20 protein-coding genes and 1 other RNA gene are annotated in these 20,775 nt (G+C 61.1%); 12 read left to right on the top strand and 9 right to left on the bottom strand.

What is annotated here, in order from left to right; all coding sequences use genetic code 11:
• Nucleotides 1–79: 79 nt before the first annotated feature.
• Nucleotides 80–637, bottom strand: a complete 558-nt coding sequence (gene grpE, locus PP4_RS23760; RefSeq protein ID WP_016501651.1) for a nucleotide exchange factor GrpE — start codon at nt 635–637, stop codon at nt 80–82.
• Between the two features lie 193 nt (nt 638–830).
• Between grpE and recN the strand changes: the two genes are divergently transcribed.
• Nucleotides 831–2,504, top strand: coding sequence for a DNA repair protein RecN (gene recN, locus PP4_RS23765; RefSeq protein WP_016501652.1), 1,674 nt, complete (start codon nt 831–833; stop codon nt 2,502–2,504).
• A 195-nt stretch (nt 2,505–2,699) separates the two neighbouring features.
• On the opposite strand, the gene fur is transcribed toward recN, so the two are convergent.
• Nucleotides 2,700–3,104, bottom strand: a complete 405-nt coding sequence (gene fur, locus PP4_RS23770; RefSeq protein ID WP_003249922.1) for a ferric iron uptake transcriptional regulator — start codon at nt 3,102–3,104, stop codon at nt 2,700–2,702.
• 97 nt (nt 3,105–3,201) lie between these two features.
• On the opposite strand from fur, the gene PP4_RS23775 reads away from it, so the two are divergent.
• Complete coding sequence (locus tag PP4_RS23775) at nt 3,202–3,738, top strand: outer membrane protein assembly factor BamE (RefSeq protein WP_016501653.1); 537 nt, start codon at nt 3,202–3,204, stop codon at nt 3,736–3,738.
• Between the two features lie 63 nt (nt 3,739–3,801).
• Here the strand turns inward: PP4_RS23775 and PP4_RS23780 are convergent, their stop codons facing one another.
• The gene (locus PP4_RS23780) at nt 3,802–4,236 is read right to left on the bottom strand and encodes a type II toxin-antitoxin system RatA family toxin (protein WP_016501654.1); all 435 of its coding nucleotides are present in this window, start codon (nt 4,234–4,236) and stop codon (nt 3,802–3,804) included.
• Nucleotides 4,237–4,398: 162 nt separating this feature from the next.
• Here PP4_RS23780 and smpB point away from each other — a divergent pair, with 162 nt between their 5' ends.
• Nucleotides 4,399–4,881, top strand: coding sequence for an SsrA-binding protein SmpB (smpB, locus tag PP4_RS23785; RefSeq protein WP_016501655.1), 483 nt, complete (start codon nt 4,399–4,401; stop codon nt 4,879–4,881).
• 98 nt (nt 4,882–4,979) lie between these two features.
• Here the strand turns inward: smpB and PP4_RS23790 are convergent, their stop codons facing one another.
• Nucleotides 4,980–5,747, bottom strand: coding sequence for an FCD domain-containing protein (locus PP4_RS23790; protein WP_016501656.1), 768 nt, complete (start codon nt 5,745–5,747; stop codon nt 4,980–4,982).
• Between the two features lie 254 nt (nt 5,748–6,001).
• Here PP4_RS23790 and PP4_RS23795 point away from each other — a divergent pair, with 254 nt between their 5' ends.
• The 9 genes from PP4_RS23795 to PP4_RS23830 all read left to right on the top strand — a co-directional run bounded on the left by PP4_RS23795 (nt 6,002) and on the right by PP4_RS23830 (nt 16,627).
• Nucleotides 6,002–7,672 (top strand): lactate permease LctP family transporter, encoded by a 1,671-nt coding sequence (locus tag PP4_RS23795; RefSeq protein WP_016489185.1) that lies wholly within the window; start codon nt 6,002–6,004, stop codon nt 7,670–7,672.
• 63 nt (nt 7,673–7,735) lie between these two features.
• Nucleotides 7,736–8,881, top strand: coding sequence for an FMN-dependent L-lactate dehydrogenase LldD (lldD, locus tag PP4_RS23800; RefSeq protein WP_016501657.1), 1,146 nt, complete (start codon nt 7,736–7,738; stop codon nt 8,879–8,881).
• A 75-nt stretch (nt 8,882–8,956) separates the two neighbouring features.
• Complete coding sequence (locus PP4_RS23805; RefSeq protein WP_016501658.1) at nt 8,957–11,767, top strand: FAD-binding and (Fe-S)-binding domain-containing protein; 2,811 nt, start codon at nt 8,957–8,959, stop codon at nt 11,765–11,767.
• 316 nt (nt 11,768–12,083) lie between these two features.
• Nucleotides 12,084–12,380 carry a hypothetical protein gene (locus PP4_RS23810; protein WP_016501659.1) on the top strand — a complete coding sequence of 99 codons (297 nt, stop codon included), beginning with the start codon at nt 12,084–12,086 and terminating at the stop codon, nt 12,378–12,380.
• Between the two features lie 99 nt (nt 12,381–12,479).
• Nucleotides 12,480–12,872: a transfer-messenger RNA gene (ssrA, locus tag PP4_RS27615) on the top strand.
• Nucleotides 12,873–13,231: 359 nt separating this feature from the next.
• Nucleotides 13,232–13,474 (top strand): hypothetical protein, encoded by a 243-nt coding sequence (locus PP4_RS23815; protein ID WP_016501660.1) that lies wholly within the window; start codon nt 13,232–13,234, stop codon nt 13,472–13,474.
• A gap of 88 nt (nt 13,475–13,562) precedes the next feature.
• A complete protein-coding gene (locus PP4_RS23820) occupies nt 13,563–13,826 on the top strand; it encodes a DUF3077 domain-containing protein (protein ID WP_016501661.1) in 264 nt (87 codons plus the stop codon).
• A 524-nt stretch (nt 13,827–14,350) separates the two neighbouring features.
• Nucleotides 14,351–14,734: a nucleotide pyrophosphohydrolase gene (locus PP4_RS23825; RefSeq protein ID WP_016501662.1), complete on the top strand. Its 384-nt coding sequence runs from the start codon at nt 14,351–14,353 to the stop codon at nt 14,732–14,734.
• A gap of 24 nt (nt 14,735–14,758) precedes the next feature.
• Nucleotides 14,759–16,627: a DUF2075 domain-containing protein gene (locus PP4_RS23830; RefSeq protein ID WP_016501663.1), complete on the top strand. Its 1,869-nt coding sequence runs from the start codon at nt 14,759–14,761 to the stop codon at nt 16,625–16,627.
• Between the two features lie 46 nt (nt 16,628–16,673).
• On the opposite strand, the gene PP4_RS23835 is transcribed toward PP4_RS23830, so the two are convergent.
• From PP4_RS23835 to PP4_RS23855, 5 genes are all read right to left on the bottom strand, one after another.
• Nucleotides 16,674–17,681 carry an Ldh family oxidoreductase gene (locus PP4_RS23835; protein ID WP_016501664.1) on the bottom strand — a complete coding sequence of 336 codons (1,008 nt, stop codon included), beginning with the start codon at nt 17,679–17,681 and terminating at the stop codon, nt 16,674–16,676.
• 90 nt (nt 17,682–17,771) lie between these two features.
• The gene (locus PP4_RS23840; RefSeq protein WP_016501665.1) at nt 17,772–18,605 is read right to left on the bottom strand and encodes a substrate-binding periplasmic protein; all 834 of its coding nucleotides are present in this window, start codon (nt 18,603–18,605) and stop codon (nt 17,772–17,774) included.
• A 58-nt stretch (nt 18,606–18,663) separates the two neighbouring features.
• Nucleotides 18,664–19,323 carry an amino acid ABC transporter permease gene (locus PP4_RS23845; RefSeq protein ID WP_016501666.1) on the bottom strand — a complete coding sequence of 220 codons (660 nt, stop codon included), beginning with the start codon at nt 19,321–19,323 and terminating at the stop codon, nt 18,664–18,666.
• Entirely contained in the window at nt 19,320–19,961 is a 642-nt protein-coding gene (locus PP4_RS23850; RefSeq protein WP_016501667.1) for an amino acid ABC transporter permease, read from the bottom strand. Before PP4_RS23850 ends, PP4_RS23845 begins: the two co-directional genes overlap by 4 nt.
• On the bottom strand, nt 19,961–20,770 hold the full coding sequence (locus PP4_RS23855) for an amino acid ABC transporter ATP-binding protein (RefSeq protein ID WP_016501668.1): 810 nt from the start codon (nt 20,768–20,770) through the stop codon (nt 19,961–19,963). The genes PP4_RS23850 and PP4_RS23855 overlap by 1 nt, the downstream gene beginning before the upstream one ends.
• Between the last annotated feature and the right edge of the window lie 5 nt (nt 20,771–20,775).

Here is a 20,775-nt window from a genome sequence, read left to right on the forward strand (position 1 = left end):
TTTGGTAGCAGCGACTACTTTGGCCAACTGCGGTAATACTTGAAGGCTTGACACCTAGATGGGGTTGCCCCGACGGATTTCAAGCCTTTTCATTGATCGAGGGTTGCGCAGCGCTCGGCGCCTTGCTGACCACCACCATGGCGGGGCGCAGCAGACGGCCGTTCAGCAGGTAACCCTTCTGGAACACGTTCAGCACGCTGTTCGGCTCGACTTCGGCGCTTTCCTGCATGGCCATCGCCTGGTGATGCTCAGGGTTGAACGGTTCACCGTGCGGATCGACGACTTCGAGGTTGTAGCGCTTCAGGGTGTCCTGGAACATCTTGAGGGTCAGTTTGACGCCTTCGCGGATAGCCTTGACCTGCTCATCTTCGTCACTGGAGTGCGCCAGGGCCAATTCCAGGCTGTCGATCACCGGCAGCAAGTCGTTGGAGAACTTCTCCAGGGCGAACTTGTGGGCTTTCTCGACATCCTGCTCGGCACGACGTCGCACGTTCTGCACGTCGGCAACGGCGCGCAGCGCCTGGTCCTTGGCTGCGGCCAGCTGTTCCTCGAGCTCCAGAACACGGGTGTCAGCTGCAGTGCCTGCACCGGTTTCTTCCACGTTAAGGTCTTTCTCGTTCAGCTGTTCATCAGCCATGGGGTCTCTCCTGCGCAATTTTGTGGACTGCGAGCCAGGCTCGCCTGTGATGTCGGCTATATGGGGCCGGAAAAACCAGCTTCAAGGGGCAAGGTGGTTTTCCCGGTTGCAACAGAATCTGCCAAGGGGCATTGGCAGGCCTGAAAAAAGTACTGTATAAATAACCAGACCTGACTTTCGGGAGCCGCCCCTCATGCTGGTGCACCTGTCCATTCACAACTACGCCATCGTCGAGCACCTCGACCTCGAAATTGCCCGCGGCATGTCCGTCATCACGGGCGAGACCGGTGCCGGTAAATCGATCATGCTCGACGCCCTCGGCCTGGCCCTGGGCGATCGGGCCGACAGTGGCGTGGTGCGCCCTGGCACCGACAAGGCAGACATCCTCGCCACTTTCGACCTGGTAGACATCCCCGAGGCCCACGCCTGGCTGGCCGAACGCGACCTGGACAACGACGGGCTGTGCATACTGCGCCGGGTCATCACCGCCGAAGGCCGTAGCCGCGGCTACATCAACGGCACGCCGTGCCCGCTGGGCGACCTCAAGGCGCTGGGCGAGCTGCTGATCGATATCCACAGCCAGCACGAGCACCAGTCGCTGCTGAAAACCGACACCCACCGCCGCCTGCTCGACGAGTACGCCGGCGCCGTCGACCTGGCCCGCCAGGTGCATCTGGCGGCCAAGCGCTGGAACCAGACCCGCCTGGAGCTGGAGCGGCTGTCCAATTCAGGTGATGAGCAGCGCGCCCGCCATCAGCTGCTCAGCTACCAGCTGGAAGAGCTGGACAACCTGGGCCTGGGCGAGCACGAACTGGAGCAACTGGAGCAGGAGCACAAGAACCTGACCAGCGCCGAAGCGCTGTTCGGCATTTGTCGCCAGGTGATCGACCAGTGCAGTGAAAGCGACTCGGGCAACGTGCTCAGCGCCCTCACCTCCAGCCTCAACCGGCTGGGCGCTGCCACCCACTCACCCAAGGCCTTGGGCGAGGCCGCCAACCTGATCGCCAGCGCTCAGATCCAGGTAGAAGAAGCCGTAGGCGAGCTCAACCGCTTCCTCGACAACTTCGACGCCGACCCGATGCGCCTGCAGGCTTTGGAAGAACGCCTCGACACCATCTATACACTGGCGCGCAAACACCGCGTGCACCCCACTGAACTGCCGCACCTGCAGCAACAACTGATGGAAGAAATCGAAGGCCTGAACGCCAGCGACGAGTCGATCGAGCGGCTGGGCGAAGAACTGGCTGCTTTCGCACAGCATTATAAAGAGCGGGCCCGTGAACTCAGCGCCCTGCGCCAGCAAGCCGCCCAGCAACTGGCGGGCGCCGTCGAGCAGGAAATCCAGCGCCTGGGCATGCCCGGCGGGCGTTTCCGCATCGAGCTGACGCCCACCGAGGGCGCGGACCTGTCACCGCATGGCCTGGAGCAGATCGAACTGCTGGTCAGCGCCAACCCCGGCCAGCCGCTCAAGGGCCTGGCAAAGGTGGCTTCGGGTGGCGAACTGTCGCGTATCAGCCTGGCGATCCAGGTGATTACCGCACAGACATCGCGCATTCCTACCCTGGTGTTCGACGAAGTCGATGTGGGTATCGGCGGCCCTACTGCCGAAATCGTCGGCCAGTTGTTGCGCCGCCTGGGCGAGCGCGGCCAGGTGCTGACCGTGACTCACCTGCCACAGGTTGCGGCGCAAGGGCATCACCACCTGTTTGTACACAAGGTGCGCAACAGCGACACCACCCACACCGCCGTGGCCAGCCTGGGCAAGCGTGAGCGGGTAGAAGAAGTGGCGCGGATGCTGGGCGGCATTGACCTGACCAAGGAATCCCTGGCGCATGCGCGCAAGATGGTGGTTTCTGGCAAGGCCTGATGCTACCGGTACTGGCCCTATCGCCGGCAAGCCAGCTCCCACAAGGTGATCACAGGCCCTGAAATATGTGGTGTACCTGTGGGAGCTGGCTTGCCGGCGATAGGGCCAGTGCAGACAACCCAATTAATCTGCCGAAGCAGAAAGCACAAAGGCGACCCGAAGGTCGCCTTTGTCATTCATAACGATAAAAAATCGTTACTTCTTCTTACGCACATACAGGACCAGATTGTGGTCTACCAGCTCGAAGCCATGCTCGGCTACGATTTCGCGCTGGCGCTTCTCGATTTCGGCATCCATGAATTCGATGACTTCACTGGTATCCACGTTCACCATATGGTCGTGGTGACCGCCATCGGCCAGCTCGAACACTGCGTGGCCGCCGTCGAAGTTGTGGCGAACCACCAGACCCGCTGCTTCGAACTGGGTCAGTACGCGATAGACGGTGGCCAGGCCTACGTCCTCGCCTGCTTCCATCAGTGCCTTGTAAACATCCTCGGCACTCATGTGACGCTGCTCGGTGGAATCGAGCATCTGAAGGATCTTGACTCGAGGCAGGGTCACCTTGAGACCGGCTTTGCGTAATTCGCTATTTTCAACCATGGTCAGCTTTCTCGCCGATGCTGCTTCGCAGCTTCTCTTAATACGGGTATGATCGGGGTTTACGTTGTCCAGCCAAGATAGTGGAAGTCGCCCACCGATGCAAAACACCAAGCTCTTGCTAACCAGCCTCACCCTAGTGGGACTGCTCGCACTCGCCGGTTGCTCGTTTCCCGGGGTTTACAAAATCGACATCCAGCAGGGCAATGTCGTCACGCAGGACATGATAGACCAATTACGCCCGGGAATGACCCGCCGGCAAGTAAGGTTTATCATGGGCAACCCGCTGATTCAGGATACCTTCCACACCAACCGTTGGGATTACCTGTACAGCCTGCAGCCTGGTGGTGGTAAACGCCAGCAAGAGCGCATGAGCATCTTCTTCAACGAGAGCGACCAACTGGTCAGCTTGTCGGGCGACTTCATGCCAGGCGTCAGCCGCGACCAGGAAATCCTGGGGGGCAGCAGCGACACCACAGTCAGCCCGGCCACCGAGCCAGGCCAGACAGCGCAGCCAGCGGCTCAGCCTGAAGAAAAACCAGCCAAGCCAGGCTCGGTGGAAGAATCCATCCAGCGCGAAATCGACACCATCGAGACCACCCCGGTCCCGACGCCGGCTCCGCTGGAAACCCGCTAAGCGGGAACAGCAGTCACAAAAAAGCCCGGACCTGGTCCGGGCTTTTTGTTTTCGCCGTATCTGTCAGGCATGCAGTTGCTTGGCACGCTGGCAGAAAGCATCGACCAGCGTGTTGGCCGCCTGATTGAACAGCGGGCCCAAGGTGGCGCGCACAATCGGCCCGGCATAATCGAAAGACAGGTCCAGGCTGATCTTGCAGGCCTTTTCACCCAGCGGCTTGAACACCCACACGCCATGCAACTGCGTGAACGGCCCCTCCTCAAGGTTCATCTCGATAGACTGCCCCGGCACCAGCACGTTACGCGTGACGAAGTACTGGCTCATGCCGCCCTTGGCCACCTCGAGCTTGGCGTGCATGTGCGTGTCGCTGGCGTCGATCACCGTCGAGGCCGAGCACCACGGCAGAAACTCTGGGTAGCTGGCCACATCGTTGACCAGATCGTAGAGCGCCTGGGCGGGGTATGGCAGCAGGGCGGAGCGTTGAATATGGGTAGTCATCCAGGCGTCACTTCCAAGGCTGGGTGGCGGCGCTTCGCAGCGTGCCGAAAACAGGTTCTGTCACCAAGACAGGCCCGTATTGTCCGGTATTCATTGCAGTGGCTCAAGCACACCGAAATCCCATAGCGGACGACGCACGGACTTGCCTATAATGCCGCCCCTATGGCTAAGCAAAAAAAACATCCGACCGGGACCATCGCGCAAAATAAAAAAGCGCGACACGATTACTTCATCGAACACAAGTTCGAGGCCGGGCTGGTCCTGTCCGGCTGGGAAGTAAAAAGCCTGCGAGCTGGCAAGGCGCACCTCGTTGACAGTTACGTGCTGCTCAAGGACGGTGAAGCCTGGCTGTTCGGCAGCCACATCACCCCGCTGACCACTGCCAGCACCCACGTCATCGCCGACCCCATCCGCACCCGCAAGCTGCTGCTGAACAAGCGCGAGCTCGAGCGGCTGGAAGCGGCTGTAGCGCAAAAGGGCTACACCTGCGTGGCGTTGTCGCTGTACTGGAGCAAGCACCTGATCAAGTGCGAAATTGCGCTGGGCAAGGGCAAGAAGGAATACGACAAGCGCGACACCGTGCGCGAACGCGATTCCAACCGCGAGCTGCAGCGGGTCGTGCGGAACAAGGGCAAGGAAGACTAATCGGTCTTTAGCCTGTTCCCATAGGGACCGGCGCCAGGTTCAAACCCGGCGCCCATCCTGTGGGAGCGGGCGTGCCCGCGAAGAATCCAGCACCGATCTCAGCGCCCGCTGCGCCGCTCTGCCCGGGCCACCCGCTGCGCCTCTTCGTGTGCCTCTTGCAGCACCTCCTGCACATACAGAATGTGCCGGCTGGACACCTCCCGCGCATCCTCCGCCCTGCCCTCGACAATCGCCAGGTACAGCTCCCGGTGCTGGCTGATCAGCATGTCCCGGGTCTCGGTCCGTTGCTGGTACATGCCACCAATATTGGTCACCACGTTGCGCTTGAGCAGGTCGAACAAACCACGAATGGTGTGCAGCAGCACCGCGTTATGGCTGGCCTCGGCAATCGCCAGGTGGAAACGCGCATCGGCCACCCCCTCCTCCGCCCGAGTGACTTCATCGACCCGGGTGTAGCAGTCCTGCAACGCATCGAAGGCCGCCTTCAGGCGTGCCCGGTCCGGCTCGGTGGCACGCTGGGCGGCGTAATAGGCACACGACGCCTCCAGGGTATGGCGAAATTCAAGGAGGTCGCGCTGCGCCTCGGCACTGTGCTCGAGCAACTGCAGCAATGGGTCGCTGAATGTAGAGCCCAGTGACTCGGCAACAAAATTGCCGCCGCCCTGGCGGCTGACCAGCAGCCCCTTGGCCACCAGCTTCTGGATCGCCTCACGCAGTGACGGGCGGGACACGCCGAACTGCTCGGCGAGGGCGCGTTCGGCCGGCAGCCGCTGCCCCGAGGTCAGCGTGCCTTCCAGAATCATCCCTTCCAACCGATCGACGATGTCGTCGGACAGGCGCCGTTGGCGGACCTGATCAAAAACCATCACATGCTCTCCACAAACCCCCGGCAAATTTCAGGGGCGCCTATTCTCGCCGATCCAGGCCGCGCAAACACCCATCAAGCCGCGATTTTCCCAGCGCATCAGGCGCCCGCTCATCGGCACGCGACCAAAGTTTTGCACAGGACAAATTGACACACCCACGACAGCGCTTTTAACCTAGCGACCAGCCATTGTAAATTGGTCTTACCAATTATCCAATGCCAGTGCTGACCAACAACAATTAGGGGCCACCCCATATGCAAACCTGGCAACAACTCTATAGCCCGCTTGGTAGTCTTGGCCTGTCCGCACTGGCGGCAGTCATCCCTATCGTGTTCTTCTTCCTTGCCCTCGCCGTGTTCCGCCTGAAAGGCCACGTAGCGGGCAGCATCACCCTCGCGCTGTCGATCCTGGTGGCGATCTTCGCATTCCAGATGCCTGTCGACATGGCCCTCGCTGCCGCGGGTTATGGGTTCCTCTACGGCCTCTGGCCGATTGCCTGGATCATCGTTGCCGCGGTGTTCCTGTACAAACTCACGGTCAAGAGTGGCCAGTTCGAAGTGATCCGCAGCTCGGTGCTGTCGATTACCGACGACCAGCGCCTGCAAGTGCTGCTGATCGGCTTCTGCTTCGGTGCCTTCCTGGAAGGCGCGGCGGGCTTCGGCGCCCCTGTGGCAATCACTGCCGCACTGCTGGTGGGCCTGGGCTTCAACCCGCTATACGCCGCCGGCCTGTGCCTGATCGCCAACACCGCACCGGTGGCATTCGGTGCCCTGGGCATTCCGATCATCGTGGCCGGCCAGGTCACCGGCATCGACGCCTTCCACATCGGCGCGATGACCGGCCGCCAACTGCCGCTGCTGTCGTTGTTCGTGCCGTTCTGGCTGGTGTTCATGATGGACGGCCTGCGCGGCGTGAAGGAAACCTGGCCTGCCGCCCTGGTCGCCGGCCTGAGCTTCGCCGTTACCCAGTACTTCACGTCGAACTTCATCGGCCCGGAACTGCCCGACATCACCTCGGCACTGGCCAGCCTTATCTGCCTTACCCTGTTCCTGAAAGTCTGGCAGCCAAAGCGTTCGTTCAGCGAAGCCAAAGGCAGCGTCGGCGCAGCCGTTGTGCAGCCAAGTGGCAGCCAGCCTAGCCCTTACAGCTTTGGCGAAATCTTCAAGGCCTGGTCGCCGTTCCTGATCCTGACCGTACTGGTCACCATCTGGACCCTGAAGCCGTTCAAGGCAGCGTTCGCCCCGGGCGGTGCCATGTACAACTTCGTCTTCAACTTCGCCATCCCGCACCTCGACCAGTTGGTGATCAAGACCGCACCGATCGTTGCCGCGCCCACTGCCATGCCAGCGGTGTTCAAGCTTGACCCGATCTCCGCCACCGGCACCGCGATCTTCCTCTCGGCGCTGATTTCCATGGCAGTGCTGAAGATCAACTTCAAAACTGGTCTGACCACTTTCAAAGAGACTTTCTGGGAGCTTCGCTGGCCCATCCTGTCGATCGGCATGGTGCTGGCCTTCGCCTTCGTCACCAACTACTCGGGCATGTCCTCGACCATGGCCCTGGTACTGGCCGGCACCGGTGCCGCGTTCCCGTTCTTCTCGCCGTTCCTTGGCTGGCTGGGCGTATTCCTGACCGGCTCGGACACTTCGTCCAACGCCCTGTTCAGCTCGCTGCAGGCCACCACTGCTCACCAGATCGGGGTAAACGACACCCTGCTGGTAGCGGCCAACACCAGCGGCGGCGTGACCGGCAAGATGATCTCGCCACAGTCCATCGCCGTGGCCTGCGCTGCCACCGGCCTGGTGGGCAAGGAATCCGACCTGTTCCGTTTCACCGTCAAGCACAGCCTGTTCTTTGCCACCATCGTGGGCCTGATCACCCTGGTCCAGGCTTACTGGCTGACCGGCATGCTGGTTCATCACTAAAGTGAAAGGGGCCGGGCGCCATTGCGCGCCCGGCACTCCCCACAAGCAACGCTGCGAGAATCCATGATCATTTCTGCCTCTACCGACTATCGCGCCGCGGCCCAACGCAAGCTGCCTCCCTTCCTGTTCCACTACGCCGACGGCGGCGCCTACGCCGAGCACACCCTGCGCCACAACGTGTCGGACCTGGCCGGCATTGCCCTGCGCCAGCGCGTGCTGAACAACATGTCCGAGCTCAGCCTGGAAACCAAGCTGTTCGACGAAACCCTGAGCATGCCGGTGGCCTTGGCCCCGGTCGGCCTCACCGGCATGTACGCGCGCCGTGGCGAAGTGCAGGCGGCGCGTGCAGCCGCGGCCCATGGCATCCCGTTCACCATGTCTACCGTGTCGGTGTGCCCGATCGAAGAAGTGGCCCCGGCGATCAACCGGCCGATGTGGTTCCAGCTGTACGTGCTCAAGGACCGCGGCTTCATGCGCAACGCCCTGGAGCGGGCCAAGGCCGCCGGGGTCAAGACCCTGGTGTTCACCGTCGACATGCCTGTACCCGGCGCCCGCTACCGCGATGCCCACTCGGGCATGAGCGGCCGCAACGGCCCGCTCCGCCGTGTACTGCAAGCCATGACCCACCCCGAGTGGGCGTGGGATGTCGGCGTGATGGGCCGCCCGCACGACCTGGGCAACATCTCCAGGTACCGGGGCAACCCCACCGGCCTGGCCGACTACATCGGCTGGCTGGGCAACAACTTCGACCCGTCCATCTCCTGGAAAGACCTGGAGTGGATCCGCGAGTACTGGGACGGCCCGATGATCATCAAGGGCATTCTCGATGCCGATGACGCCCGCGACGCGGTCAAGTTCGGCGCCGACGGCATCGTGGTGTCCAACCACGGCGGCCGCCAGCTCGATGGCGTGCTGTCCAGCGCCCGCGCCCTGCCGGCCATCGCCGACGCCGTCAAAGGCGACCTGAAAATTCTGGCCGACTCCGGCATCCGCAGTGGCCTCGACGTGGTGCGCATGATCGCCCTGGGTGCCGACACCGTCCTGATCGGCCGCGCCTTCCTCTACGCCCTTGCCGTGCACGGCGAGGCCGGGGTGAAGAACCTGCTGGAGCTGTTCGAGAAGGAAATGCGCGTGGCGATGGTGCTGACCGGCGCCAAGTCGATCAGCGAGATCACCCGCGACTCGTTGGTACGCGAACTGGGCGCCTGACCGCCTGCAAGAAACACCGCCTGATTGACCCGGGGCATGTGGCGCACAGACGCCACGGCCCCGCGAGGAGACTGCATGAGCTTGCCCGCCGCGTTCCTGCGTGATGCCGAGCGCCTGATACCCGCCGAACGCCGCTTCGACGACCCCACGTCCACCCTGGCCTTCGGCACCGACGCCAGCTTCTACCGGCTGATCCCAAAGCTGGTGGTGCGCGTCGAGTCCGAGGACGAAGTGGTCGGCCTGATCAAACTGGCCCAGCGCGAGCGGGTGCCGGTCACCTTCCGCGCAGCCGGCACCAGCCTGTCTGGCCAGGCCATCACCGACTCGGTGCTGATCGTGCTTGGCGATAACTGGAACGGCCGCGAAATCCGTGGCCAGGGCGAGCAGATCCGCCTGCAACCGGGCGTGATCGGCGCCCAGGCCAACGCCTGGCTGGCCCCCTTCGGGCGCAAGATCGGCCCCGACCCTGCGTCGATCAACGCCTGCAAGATTGGCGGCATCGTTGCCAACAACGCCAGCGGCATGTGCTGCGGCACCGCGCAGAACACCTACCACACCCTGGCCGGCCTGCGCCTGGTGCTGGCCGACGGCACCCGCCTCGACAGCGAAGACCCGGCCAGCGTTGCCGCCTTTGAACGCAGCCACGCCGAGCTGCTGGAATCGCTGGCCCACCTGGCCCGCGAGACCCGCGCCAACACCGCGCTGGCCGAGCGCATCCGGCACAAATACCGGCTGAAGAACACCACCGGCCTGTCGCTGAACGCACTGGTGGACTACGACCAGCCGCTGGACATCCTGCAGCACCTGCTGGTCGGTTCCGAAGGCACGCTGGGCTTCATCAGCGCCGTCACCTACGACACCGTGCCCGACCACCCGCACAAGGCCAGCGCCTTGCTGGTGTTCCCCAGCGTCGAAAGCTGCTGCCGCGCGGTGCCCGTGCTCAAGCAGCAGCCAGTCTCGGCCGTGGAACTGCTCGACCGCCGCAGCCTGCGCTCGGTCCAGAACATGCCCGGCATGCCGCTGTGGGTAAAAGGCCTGTCGGACAATGCCTGCGCCCTGCTGATCGAGTCCCGCGCCGCCAGCCAGAGCCTGCTGCACGAGCAACTGCGCCAGGTGATGGCCTCGATTGCCGACTTCCCGCTGGAACAGCAAGTGGACTTCAGCGAAGCCCCAGCCGTTTACAACCAGCTGTGGAAAATCCGCAAGGACACCTTCCCCGCCGTCGGCGCCGTGCGCCAGACCGGCACCACGGTGATCATCGAAGACGTGACCTTCCCCGTCGAGCAACTGGCCGAAGGCGTCAACCGCCTGATCCTGCTGTTCGACAAGCACCGCTACGACGAAGCGATCATTTTTGGCCACGCGCTGGAAGGCAACCTGCATTTCGTCTTCACCCAAGGCTTCAACAGCGCTGCAGAAGTCGCCCGTTACCAGGCCTTCATGGACGACGTGGCGCAACTGGTGGCGGTGGAGTTTGGCGGCTCGTTGAAAGCCGAGCACGGCACCGGGCGCAACATGGCACCGTTCGTGGAACTGGAATGGGGCCATGACGCCTACCAGTTGATGTGGAAGCTCAAGCGCCTGCTCGACCCCAACGGCATCCTCAACCCCGACGTGGTGCTGAGCGAAGACCCTGATATCCACCTGAAAAACCTGAAGCCGCTGCCAGCCGCCGACGAAATCGTCGACAAGTGCATCGAATGCGGCTTCTGCGAACCGGTGTGCCCGTCCAAAGGGCTTACCCTCAGCCCGCGCCAGCGCATCGTCATGTGGCGGGACATCCAGGCCAAGCAACGCGCCGGCATCGATACCCGCGAACTGATGCAGACCTACCAGTACCAAGGCCTCGACACCTGCGCAGCCACTGGCCTATGCGCCCAGCGCTGCCCCGTCGGAATCAACACCGGCGAACTGGTGAAAAAGCTGCGCAGCCAGGCCGCCGAACACACCAAGACCGCCGACTGGCTAGCCGAGCACTTCCACACCGCACTGGGTGGCGCCCGCCTTACCCTCACGGCCGCCAACACTGCACGCAAGCTGCTCGGCGCCCCGCGCCTGGGCCGCCTGAGCACCTCGCTGAGCAACGCCAGCAAAGGCCGCCTGCCGCAGTGGACACCGGCCATGCCACAACCCCTGCGCCCGATCAGCTTCGGCCCGGCCAGCAACGACGCCCGCCCCCGCGTGGTGTACCTGGCCGCCTGCGTTTCACGTGTCATGGGCCCGGCCTACGCCGACCGCGAGCAAAGTTCGCTGCTAGACAAAACCCGCAGCCTGCTGGAAAAGGCCGGCTACCAGGTGGTGTTCCCCGACAACGCCGACAGCCTGTGCTGCGGCCAGCCCTTCGCCTCCAAGGGTTACCCCGAACAGGCCGAGCACAAGCGCCAGGAACTGATCGCCGCCCTGCTGCACGCCAGCCGCGGCGGCCTGGACCCGATCTACTGCGACACCAGCCCCTGCACCCTGCGCCTGGTGCAAGACCTGGGCGAAACCCGCCTCGACCTGTACGACCCGGTGCGCTTCATCCGCACCCACCTGCTCGACCGCCTGGAGTTCACCCCCCAAGACGAGCCGGTGGCCGTGCACGTGACCTGCAGCACCCAGCACCTGGGCGAAAGCCAGGCCCTGATCGACCTGGCCCGGCGTTGCAGCAAACAGGTGGTAATCCCCGAAGGCATCCATTGCTGCGGGTTTGCCGGTGACAAAGGCTTCACCACCCCCGAGCTCAACGCCCACTCGCTGCGCAGCCTGAAGGATGCGGTGCAGTATTGCAGCGAAGGCATCTCCACCAGCCGCACCTGCGAGATAGGCCTGTCGAGTCACAGCGGCATTGACTACCATGGCCTGGTCTACCTGGTAGACCGCGTCACCCGCCCACGCAGCATCTAAAGGCAGACACCTTCACCTTTGCAGGAGCGGCCCTGTGTCGCGATCGGGCCGCAAAGCGGCCCCAGGTTCTCAGCAGTGCTGCATAGATCGGGGGCTGCCCTGCAGCCCTTTCGCGACACAAGGCCGCTCCCACAGGTACAGCGCATCCCCGAGCCAAGCACGATCCCTGTGGGAGCGGCTTCAGCCGCGAACACCGGCAAAGCCGGTGCCATCCCCCACCTCAATATCGCCCCGCCGCCATCCCGATTGAACCCCCGCCAATCCCCCACAGTCCACCCTACAGGCCCACCTTCCAGAGGCCCCAGAGGAGACACCCATGAAAGGTACCGCGCTTTCGGCCCTGTTCGCGGCCGCCACCCTGCTGGCTTCGCCGGTGTTTGCCGCCGATGACCTCTGCACCACCAACCTGCAAAAGATCGACGACAGCATGGCCACCGCCGGCGCCACCTCCGAAGGCCTGGACAAGGCCCTCACCGAGCACGTCGACAAAGCCAAGGCCGCCCAGGCTTCGGGCGACACCAAGGAATGCATCGCCATCACCAGCAAAGTGCTGGAGCGCCTGGAAAAAACCGAAAAAGGCAGCAGCTCCGGCAGCGGCGGCGGCGGCGCGTGAGCCTTGATGCGGGCGACAGGACCAGCTGTCGACGTCGCCCGCTCAATGGCGTATACTCCGTCCCACGTGCCGTAAGGTGCGTTAGCGTAACGCTAGTGTGGGGCCGATTAGGATTCGACGCCGGTAGCGAAACTCTAGGTGCATGCCGAGTTGGTAACAGAACTCGTAAATCCACTGTTGCAACTTTCTATAGTTGCCAATGACGAAACCTACGGCGAGGAAACCTACGCTCTCGCAGCGTAAGTGACCTTTGCTTCTGGTAGCTTCGGCTCCAGCAATCACTAGGGGATGCCTGTAAACCCGAACTGATTGTCATACAGAACAGGATCGTCGCGTAGCACGTTGTGGGCGAAGTGACTAAAACTTACACAACTCATCCAAAGCACCCTGCCCGTCGGGCGGCTGCGGATTAAATCAGTAGACACGGCTACGCATGTAGTACCGACAGCGGAGTACTGGCGGACGGGGGTTCAAATCCCCCCGGCTCCACCAAATCCAAAGAAGAAGACGCCCTCGGGCGTCTTTTTTTGTGTCTGGATTTTGGGACCTGCGGGCCGAAAAATCGGATTTACCCCCTTTCTTGTAGGGCGTTTCCCAAAGATACTCCCAGCGCCTGTTTTCCGTTGCGGTCATTTTTTCAGGGTTTTAGTCTCGGTGGGTCGTTGCTCATCAACGACCGGCTTTGACAGGCCGCAACGATACACAGCGCGCATAACCGTTCATGGCGGTTGTGCATGGGGCACGCTCACGTGCGCCGGTTTCTGTGTTCGCCGGTCTGTCAACCCATGCACAGCTGCCACCATTCCGTTTGACAGCGGTTTGGCGGTGGCCCCTATCGAGAACACAGTAAAATGCTAAAGATCGTTCCTGACCCACCCCACCACCTCCACTCCCTGGAAGACACGATCATGATGGCCTCGGACTACGCGCTCTGTGCAGAAGCCGTAGCCCAGCAGGCGATGCTGATGCAGCCCAGGTCGCCCGCATCGGTTTTGATCATGGCGGCGATGCACGAGCTCGAAACCCTGCGCCGATTACTCGAATCAGCACTGACGCAGATACAGCAGCCAGCGAACCCGCAACCGATGCATTGATTCGCATATCGAGCAGAAAACCTGTGGGAGCCCGGCTCGCCGGCGAAAGGGCCAGCCCAGGCAACCACCAGACCAGGGAGATTGATCAATGACCACCGAAGACACGCACTGCACAGTCGGCAAAACCGTCTTCTTTCAAGGCGAAAACCAGACTCACCCGCTGTTCCGCATCGAACCCGGCATCCCTTGCCAGAACGCCCGCGAACAGGCCTCGGAACTGATGGGCTACGCACGGGACCTGACCATCGATGGCCTGATGGAAGACAAGCCCCAGCTTATCTGGGCCGCACACTATCTCTGTGCTTTGGGCAAAGCACTGCTGGATGATGCCGAACTCGGCATGATGCGTTGAGGTCGAACTCTTGCATTACGTGGCCGCAACCACACGATCTAGGTAGCGGCCACATCATCAAAATGCGGAAAGTGTTCTTTCAAACGCTCAATGGTTGATCCCCATTTCAGTATTTTTTGCCGGCACACCGTATTGTGATCGCCGCCCCCATTCTCCCGAACTGCCTGCCCGATCGGTGGATTTGCAATCCTTCACCGGAACAAATACTCGCAAGGCCTGGGGTCATCGATAATTGCTGCGAGGTTGCCAGCACTAGACCGCACAGCGCCCCCATTGGAAAGTACCGCCGCTCTAGCTGCGTTCAGGCGACCAAGGCGTGAGTGAGTCTTCAGTTAGTTGCCATGATGGTCGTCGCGAGCAACCTTGCCACGATCACAGTGCATGACGAGTCCTGGCGAAGATTGCCGCAAGCAGACAGCGTGTGAGCGTGAAACAAAAAAGGGTGCGCAAACAGCGAAAACTCTTACAATCAGAGGCCGGATTTCCTACACATTTTCTGTCCCCATTGATGCCGAGAGCAGCCCGTGAGTAATCCTGACAGCTCATCCGCGCCACTTGTTGACGTAGCGAAGCTAGCCGCATCCCTTCAGCGTTTTGCAGATGATCGCGACTGGCAACAGTTCCACTCCCCCAAAAATCTGATCCTGGCTCTTACCGGCGAAGTTGGGGAGCTGTGCGAGATTTTCCAATGGATGAATGATGCCGATTCTCTCTCCGCAGCTAAAGATGCCGAGATTGGCCAAGCCGTCAAAGACGAGCTGGCGGACGTACTGATGTACCTGGTTCGGCTAAGCGATGTACTTGGCATTGACCTCAACGAGGCCGTTACACAGAAACTCGCCTCGAATGGCGAGAAGTATCCCGTGGATAAAGCCAGAAGCAGCAGCAAGAAGTACGACCGACTCTGACCAACACGCACCTAAGGACAACCCGTGATCGTTTACGCTGCGACCAAACAGCAATTTCTTAAAGACAACGATAACGATGACATTGAGGAGGTGATCCTCAGGCATTACAAGGAAGCTACCGGCAAGAACGTTGGCACCTCGGAAATCAGGTCGTGGCAAGGATCCCTGACGTACATGGCCAAGGTCCTTAGAGATGAGGGCCTGCCGAGCGATGCAGGGCTGGCCATTGAATTGCACATTCCGCAGTCGTCGAAGCGAATCGACTTTCTGCTCACCGGTCGCGACGAAAACCAAGCAAAAAAGGCCGTACTGATCGAGCTGAAGCAATGGAGTAAGGCCAACGCCACAACCAAGGATGCCATCGTCAAAACGGCATTGGGTGGAGGCCTTGTTGAGACCATTCACCCGTCCTACCAGGTATGGTCATATGCAGCGCTGCTGGAAGGCTTCAACGAGGCGGTGTATGACAAAAGCATCGAAATCCGCCCGTGTGCCTACCTCCATAACTACGTCAGCGACGGCGTCATAGATTCAGCTCACTACGAGCCGCACATCAGCAGGGCTCCGCTGTTTCTGAAAGGCCCAGAAGAGCTCAGTAAACTCAGAAGCTTTCTGAAAAAGCATATTACTCATGGCGACAATAAGGAGGTTCTCTACGAGCTGTCCGAAGGAAAAATTCGCCCGTCCAAAGCGCTAGCCGAAGCGCTCGGGGGGTTGATGAAAGGCAAACCCGAGTTCGTATTGATTGACGATCAGAAAGCAATTTTCGAGTCGGCGCTGGCGGCGGCAAGCGAGGCCTCGGACCAAGCACCCAAGGTGATGATCATCGAAGGTGGACCGGGCACCGGGAAAACTGTTTTAGCTATCAATCTGCTGGTGAGGCTCACCGAACTGAAGCTGATGAGCAAATACGTCTCCAAGAACGCAGCCCCTCGCAAGGTCTACGAAAGCAAACTGGTTGGCACCATCAAACGCAGCCATTTCTCGAATTTCTTCTCAGGCTCTGGGGCATTCATCGACACTGAGTCCAACACATTCGATGCGCTTATCGTGGACGAAGCTCACCGGCTGAACGAGAAAAGCGGGCTTTACGGAAACCTTGGGGAAAACCAGATCAAGGAGCTGATTGATTCAACGAAATGCTCAATTTTCTTCATTGATGAAGACCAGCGTGTAACCTTGAGCGACATCGGCACCAAGCAGGCAATACGCGCCTTTGCGAAAGCCAAGGGTGCAGTGGTTGAAGAACACGTGCTGTCGTCGCAGTTTCGCTGCAGTGGTTCCGACGGTTACCTGGCATGGCTGGATGACACGCTAAGCATTCGCTCGACAGCAAATCCGACGCTTGAGACTCAAGAGTACGAGTTTAATGTTTTCGACTCACCTCAGGCGATGCATGAAGCAATCAACGAGAAAAACCACGGAAACAAAGCTCGCGTGGTCGCGGGCTATTGCTGGCCTTGGTTGAGCAAGAAAGACCCCACCGCTGCTGATATCGTCATTGGTGACTACAAACGCCAATGGAACCTGGATCAGGATGGCAGCCTATGGATCGTCGCAGAGAACTCCGTCGAGCAGGTTGGCTGCATTCATACCTGCCAAGGTCTGGAAGTCGACTACATCGGGGTGATCATCGGGCCAGACCTGGTCGTACGTGACGGTAAGGTAGTGACATCCCCGGATGAGCGCGACAAGCACGATAAATCGATTCGCGGCTGGAAAAAAATGATGAAAGAGCAACCTACCCTCGCGAGAAATGAAACAGACCTGATCATCAAGAATACATACCGAACCCTGATGACACGCGGGATGAAGGGTTGCTACCTGTACTGCACCGACAAAGAGACTGCGCAATACTTCAAGAATCGGCTTAGCCAACATAGCAATCACTGACAGTATCGTTTGCTTCTGGCGCAGCCGGTGTTGGCAAAGGGCGTGACTACCCCACCTGCGACTTAAACGCATCGTACGCCGCTAACGACAAGTTGATCCCCTCCCGAACCGCACAAGCATAAGCTTGCTCCTTCCCCTTGCCCGGCAGGTAAACGCCCAAGCCCTCAAGCCGGGCCATCTGCTCCCCCAACCGTGAGGCAAAGCACTCGTCCAACAACCTGGGAGCAATCCCAATCACCAGCATCCCAGCCCCCGGCGATTCGCTACCAGCCCGAAAATCGCCTGCATCCAACGACCAATTGGCCCCCGTCACCCCCGCCGCAAGCACCTCAACCATCAACGCAATATTGGCCCCCCGACCGCCCCCAAACGCCAGCAACGTCCCGTGCAATGCCTCTCGCGCACTGCGCGTTTCATTGCCTTGTGCATCAACCGCCCAGCCTGCCGGTATCGCCTCCCCCGCTCCAGCGGCCCGCAGCAGGTTCACGTAGGCCGTGGCACTGCTGGCCTGGTCAATCGCCAATAACCGCCCCTCTGCATTGGCCGCTGCAAATGCGATCGGGTTGGTGGAATACAGCGGCCGACTCTGGCCCGCAACGGTGAGCAGCGGTGAGCCATTGGTGAACGCCAACGCGACCAGCCCCTCGCGCGCCAGGCGGCGGGTGTAATAGCCCAACTCGCCACAGGTAAAAGCGTTGAACTGCGCAAACACGGCGATACCCAGTTGATGCGCATTGCTGCGCAGCTGTGGGAAAGCACGATCAAACCCCAGTTGCGCGATGCCTTGGCCCGCGTCGCAGCGGATCATGGCCGGCGCGACCTGGGTCACGATGGGCTCGGCAGCCGGGGCGATTCGGCCGGTGGCAAAGCCGCTGAGGTAATCAGGCAAATGGCCGAAACCGAGTTCGTGTTGGCCATGGGCCTGGGCTGATACCGTGGCATCAGCAAGCGCAGAGGCCACCGCTTGGCTGGCGCCGTGGGCGAGGCAGAGCTGGTGGGCAAAGGCGGTGGCATCGGCCAGAGACAGGCGCTTTTCGGGTTTGTCGTTGTCCATGGTGGCTTCGGTGTTCTCGGATTGTAGGTGTGCCGCAGCCTGAGAACCTGCTGGGGCGGCGTTAGCCGCTCCTGCAGGATTTGATGACCTTTACTGAATCATCCTCGGCTCACCCACTTTTGCAGCCTCGCGGTCCAGGCCAAACGAGGCGAGGATTTCTGCGATTTCGCCCGAGGCGTGCAAGGCCTGAATGTTCTTGCCCAGGGCCTCGCCCAAGGCTGCGTTGGCCTTGGTGTACGGGAAGGCGCTTTGCCCGGGCTCAAGCGTGGCCTTGACCCGTTGATCGGGCTCAGACACCTTGATGCTCTTGCCGGGGTAGCCGCCCTTCTGCTGCGAAGAAACGGCCACCGCGAAGCTGTCCGCGCCAACCTGTATGCGCCTGGACGCCAAGTCCTGGGCCATGGCCACCGGGTTTGGGTAAAGCACCAGGTTATCGCCAAAGGCCTTCTTCAAATCGTCCACCCACAGGTAGCCCTGCACGGTGCCGATACGCTTGCCATCCAGTTCGGAGATCTTGGTGTAACCCTCATCCGAAATAATGCCCATCACGTCCAGGTACAACGGTGCCGACAAGCCCAATGCCTTGCTGCGCTCTGCCGTGCGATACCAATCACCGATGCCGACATCGGCGCGCTTTGCCACCACTGCCTGGACGACGGCTGCCGTGTCCACCACCATGGTTTTGACTTTCAGGCATTCGCGCTCGGCGATGCGCTTGATGATCTCGCCGTCCACGCCGCTCAACTGGTTGTTCGGCCCCGGTATCGAGTAGGGCGGGAACACATACGCCGCCACGGTGAGTACACCTGGGGTGATGGTTTCAAACTGGTTCGCGGGGGTGCATTCGGCCAGGGCGTACGGGGCGCCGGCCAGGGTCGAGCACAACAACATCCAACGGGTAAAACGTTTGAATGAGCGAGTCATGACGTCACCTTTGCAATAAGAGAGCAGCGGCCGAAATCGGCGCGAGTGGCATTTGTTGTTATGGCTGGCTGGGTGCCAGTCTTTTTTCCAGCGCTGCCACGCCCAGGGTCGCCGGGGCGCAGACAGCGGCATACATCAAACCGGCCAGTATCAGCACCGGCATGTACTCGAACGTGGAGGAGCCAATGGACGATGCCCGGCTGACAATTTCTGGCAGGGCGATGGTGAAACACAGCGACGAGGCCTGGAACATCATGATCGAGAACCCCAGCAACGATGGCAGCGCCACCCGCAAGGCCTGAGGCAGGATCACAAAGCGCAGTGCGTCGAACCGGTTGAGGCCGATCACTTCGGCGGCCTCGGTTTGCCCTGCGGCCACCGACTCGATGCCACCGCGAATGATTTCACTGGTGTAGGCCGCCGTGCAGTACGCCATGGCCAGCGCAGCGGCCCAGAACGAGGTCAGGGTCAGGTTGACGCTGGGCAGGCCAAAGTAGAAGTACTGCAGCAGGATCAGCGCCGGTGCACCACGCCCCAGTTCCACCACAACCAGGGAGGGGTAACGCAACCAGCGGCTCGGCGCCGAAACGCCCAAGGCCAGCAGCAGGCCCAGTACAACGCCCAGGCCCAGGCTCACCGCTGTCACCTGCATCGACAGCACAAAGCCTTTCCACAACTCCGGCAACCATTGCGCCCACATCGTCAGCAGTTCGCTCATCGGGCAATCCTCTGTTTCAACGTGGCCGACAGCCAACGTGAGCACAGGGCCACTGGCACGCTGAGCACCAGGTACACCACCGCCGCCGCGCTGTAGACGCTCAGGCCCTGAAAGGTTTGTTGTGAAACCTGATAAGCCTGAAAGCTGATATCACCCACGCCAATGGTCGAGGCCACGGCCGAATCCTTCAGCAGGCCGATGGCGTAGGTGGCTGAGGTGGGAATGGCGATACGCACCAACTGCGGCAACACCACATCGAAAAACCGTTGTGGCGCCGACAGGTTAAGCGCGTAGGCGGCTTCGAACTGGCCGGCGGGAATTGCCGCGAACGCACCACGGTATACCTCGGACATGTGCGCCGCCGTAATCAGCCCCAAACCAACCACCGCTGCGGTAAACGGCGACAGGCTGACATAGCCGCCACCGATGCCGAAGAAGATGAAAAACAGCCAGACAATCGGGGGGATCGAGCGCAGAGTCAGTACCAGCATGGCAGCCAGAACACTCAGCACCTTGACCCTGGACATGCGCAGTGCACAGATCGGAAACCCCAGCACTACGCCGACACAGAATGCGAGCATGGTAACGGCAATGGTCCAGGGTACGCCGTTCAACAGCATCATCAGGATGTCTTGCATCAGCGATTCCTCACGGCCTGGAGAAACTGCACCACCCGTTCATGCTGGGGGTCGCGCATCACCTGCTGGCTTGGCCCGTGCTCGATGATGCGCCCGTCAGCCATTACCACCACACGGTCAGACACGGTTTCGGCGAAGTGCATCTCGTGGGTTACCACAATCATCGACATGCCTTCGCCGGCCAGCTCTTTCATCACCGCCAGCACCTCCAGGCCCAGCTCGGGGTCCAGCGCCGAGGTCGGCTCATCGAACAGCATCAGCTCAGGGTCCAGTGCCAGGGCGCGGGCGATAGCGATGCGTTGCTGCTGGCCACCGGAGCAGCGCGCCGGATAATGCTGGGCCTTGTCAGCCAGCCCAACGCGTTCGAGCAGTTGCAAGGAGCGGGCGTCGGCGTCTTTGGCGCTGCGGCCCAAGGTGCGGATTTGCGCCAGGCTGACGTTGCGCAGCACTGTCAGGTGCGGGAACAGATTGAACGACTGGAACACCATGCCAATGCGCCGGCGCAACTTGAGCAGCTCGGTACGGGGTAACGCCTTGCCCGCTTCGATGTGCACGCCATCCATGCTGACCCGCCCCTTGGTCGGCGGCTCCAGTTGGTTGATGCAGCGCAGCAAGGTACTTTTGCCCGACCCGCTGGGGCCGATAATGGCCACCACCTCGCCCTTGTTCATTTCAAAACACACGTCGTGCAACACGGGGTAAGGGCCAAACTGTTTGTGAATGCCCTCCAGGCACAAGAACGGTTCGGTGCTGGCCACCGGCCGCGGCGCCAAGGTGGGTGCGGTTTCAATCACGGTCATGCTGCTCATGGTTT

The organism is Pseudomonas putida NBRC 14164 (genome assembly GCF_000412675.1).
Classification (GTDB): Bacteria; Pseudomonadota; Gammaproteobacteria; order Pseudomonadales; family Pseudomonadaceae; genus Aquipseudomonas; species Aquipseudomonas putida.